Here is a 2052-nt window from a genome sequence, read left to right as displayed (position 1 = left end):
GTATGCGATCCATAAACCCCACCTGCCCAACAGTGGGTTAACGGCTTACCGTGGCATTTCTGGCGAGCAGTTCCACGGCAGCAGTGCTTCGTAGTCTGCTACTGACGAGGCGTGCGGCAGCCGCTCAAGTACGTGGCGCAGCCACGTATAAGGCTCTTGGCCGTTGACCTTGGCGGTCTCGACCAGGCTGTAGATCTTCGCGCTGGCACTGGCGCCGTTGACGGTATCGCTGAACAGCCATGCCTTGCGCCCGATCACAAACGGCTTGATTGCTCTTTCGGCCGCATTGTTGTCGATAGGCAAGTAACCCGCTTCCACATAGCGATCCAGCCTGCTCCAGTTATTCGCCAGATAATGCACAGCCTTGCCCAACGCACTTTGCGGTGTCACCTGCGATTGGGTTTTATCCAGCCAGCTTTTCAGTTGCGCCAGGATCGGCAGGCTTTTCTCCTGACGACCGACAAACCGCTGTTCATCGCTGACGTCCTTGAGCTCGCGCTCGATGCCGTACAGCTTGTTGATCATCGTCAGCGCGATATCGGCCCGTCCGGTTTTACCCTTGGGCTGCACTTTTTGCGCGTCCACGAACTTGCGTCGTGCATGGGCCATGCACGCCAGACGTTCCACACCTGGCTGCAACGCCAACGCGTTATAGCCGGCGTAATCGTCGGTCATGACATAGCCACGGTAACTTTCCAGCAAGCGCAACGGCACCTCCTGCGCACGGCTGGAGGTGTAATCAAACAGCACGACTTTACGATCCGGCGGACCACTGGCTTGCACCCACATCCAGGATTGACTGGTCGGGTCTCGATCCGGTTCTTTCAACACCTGAACACGGGTTTCATCGCAGTGAATCACTGGACTTTCCAGCAACCGGTCGCGCATCAAATTAAGCAGTGGCTGGAAATGCTCGCTGCACTGGATCACCCAACGTGCCAAGGTCTGGCGTGGGATATCGATGCCGTGCCGGCTGAGTACCGTTTCAAATCGATGCAACGGTAAACCGTCGACATACTTGGTGGTCAACAGCATGGCCAGCACGCTGGGGCTGGCCATGCTTTTCTCGATCAGTTGGGCGGGCTTGTCGGCGGTGACCGGTGCGGCTTCACAGCCACGGCAACCGTAGACCTTGCGGATATGTTTGATGACCCGGATCTGCATCGGCACGATGTCCAGTTGCTCACTGGTCTCTTCGCCGATGGCGTGTTTGCGGCAACCACAAGCACAGGTCAATTCGTGTTCGGGTAGTTCATGGATGACTTCGATACGCGGCAGTTCAGCCGACAATGGCTGGCGTTTGCCGCGGCGTGGTGTTGGCTTAACGACTTCTTCATCAACGTCGCCCACTAGCGGCATAGGCTCGCTTTCAGGTTCGTTAAAAAGCGCCAGTTGCGGCGTATTAGGTTCAACGCTTTGTTCTGACTTGCGCCCAAACAGGCGGTCGCGCAACAGCTTGATCTGTTCTTTCAGGTCGACGATATGGGTCTGATAAGCCTGAGCTGTTTCCTCCTGGCGATTGAGGGCCTCAAGCAGCAGTTGCTTGAGCAAAACAGGATCATCAGGAAGGTCATCGGGCAGAGAAATCATGGCCCGGATTATACCGGGTCACGCCACGTAGCGCGGCGTCAAAACCTGATGAGGACGATTACGCCAGAGATCAAAACCGTCGAGCAACCAGTTGAGTTCCTGGACGGTCAGAATGATCGCCTCGTCGGTGGCCTCTGGCGATATTTTGAAACGCTCGGATTCGAGGCGCTTGAGCCAAAGGCAGAAGCCGTTGCGTTCCCAATAGAGGATCTTCACGCGGTTGCGTGGCTTGTTGAGAAACACGAAGAGCACGGGGTCGAACACCGCCACTTTGATATCCAGTTCGACCAGAGCGGCCAGGCCGTCAATGGATTTTCGGAAGTCGACGGGCTTGGGGTAGAGATAAACTTTTTCGACTTTGGCGTCGGGGCGCATCATGGCGGCTGGCTCCAGAAAGAAATCGGGAGCACAGCATCGGGGGTCAGCTAAGCGCTTTGAATGTGGGGTTCATGGAGCGCTTAC

The 2052-nt window shown here is 56.5% G+C and carries 2 protein-coding genes; both read right to left on the bottom strand.

The genetic code is table 11. From position 1 onward, the window contains the following. Positions 1-45: 45 nt before the first annotated feature. Positions 46-1590 (bottom strand): IS66 family transposase, encoded by a 1545-nt coding sequence (gene tnpC / locus KUO17_RS23240; protein ID WP_217977925.1) that lies wholly within the window; start codon positions 1588-1590, stop codon positions 46-48. A gap of 18 nt (positions 1591-1608) precedes the next feature. Then, positions 1609-1968: an IS66 family insertion sequence element accessory protein TnpB gene (gene tnpB / locus KUO17_RS23235; RefSeq protein ID WP_255263758.1), complete on the bottom strand. Its 360-nt coding sequence runs from the start codon at positions 1966-1968 to the stop codon at positions 1609-1611. Positions 1969-2052 lie beyond the last annotated feature (84 nt).

Source organism: Pseudomonas aegrilactucae, assembly GCF_019168305.1.
GTDB lineage: Bacteria > Pseudomonadota > Gammaproteobacteria > Pseudomonadales > Pseudomonadaceae > Aquipseudomonas > Aquipseudomonas aegrilactucae.
Note: the sequence above shows the minus strand (reverse complement) of the source record. Positions and strands in the feature narration are given on the sequence as shown.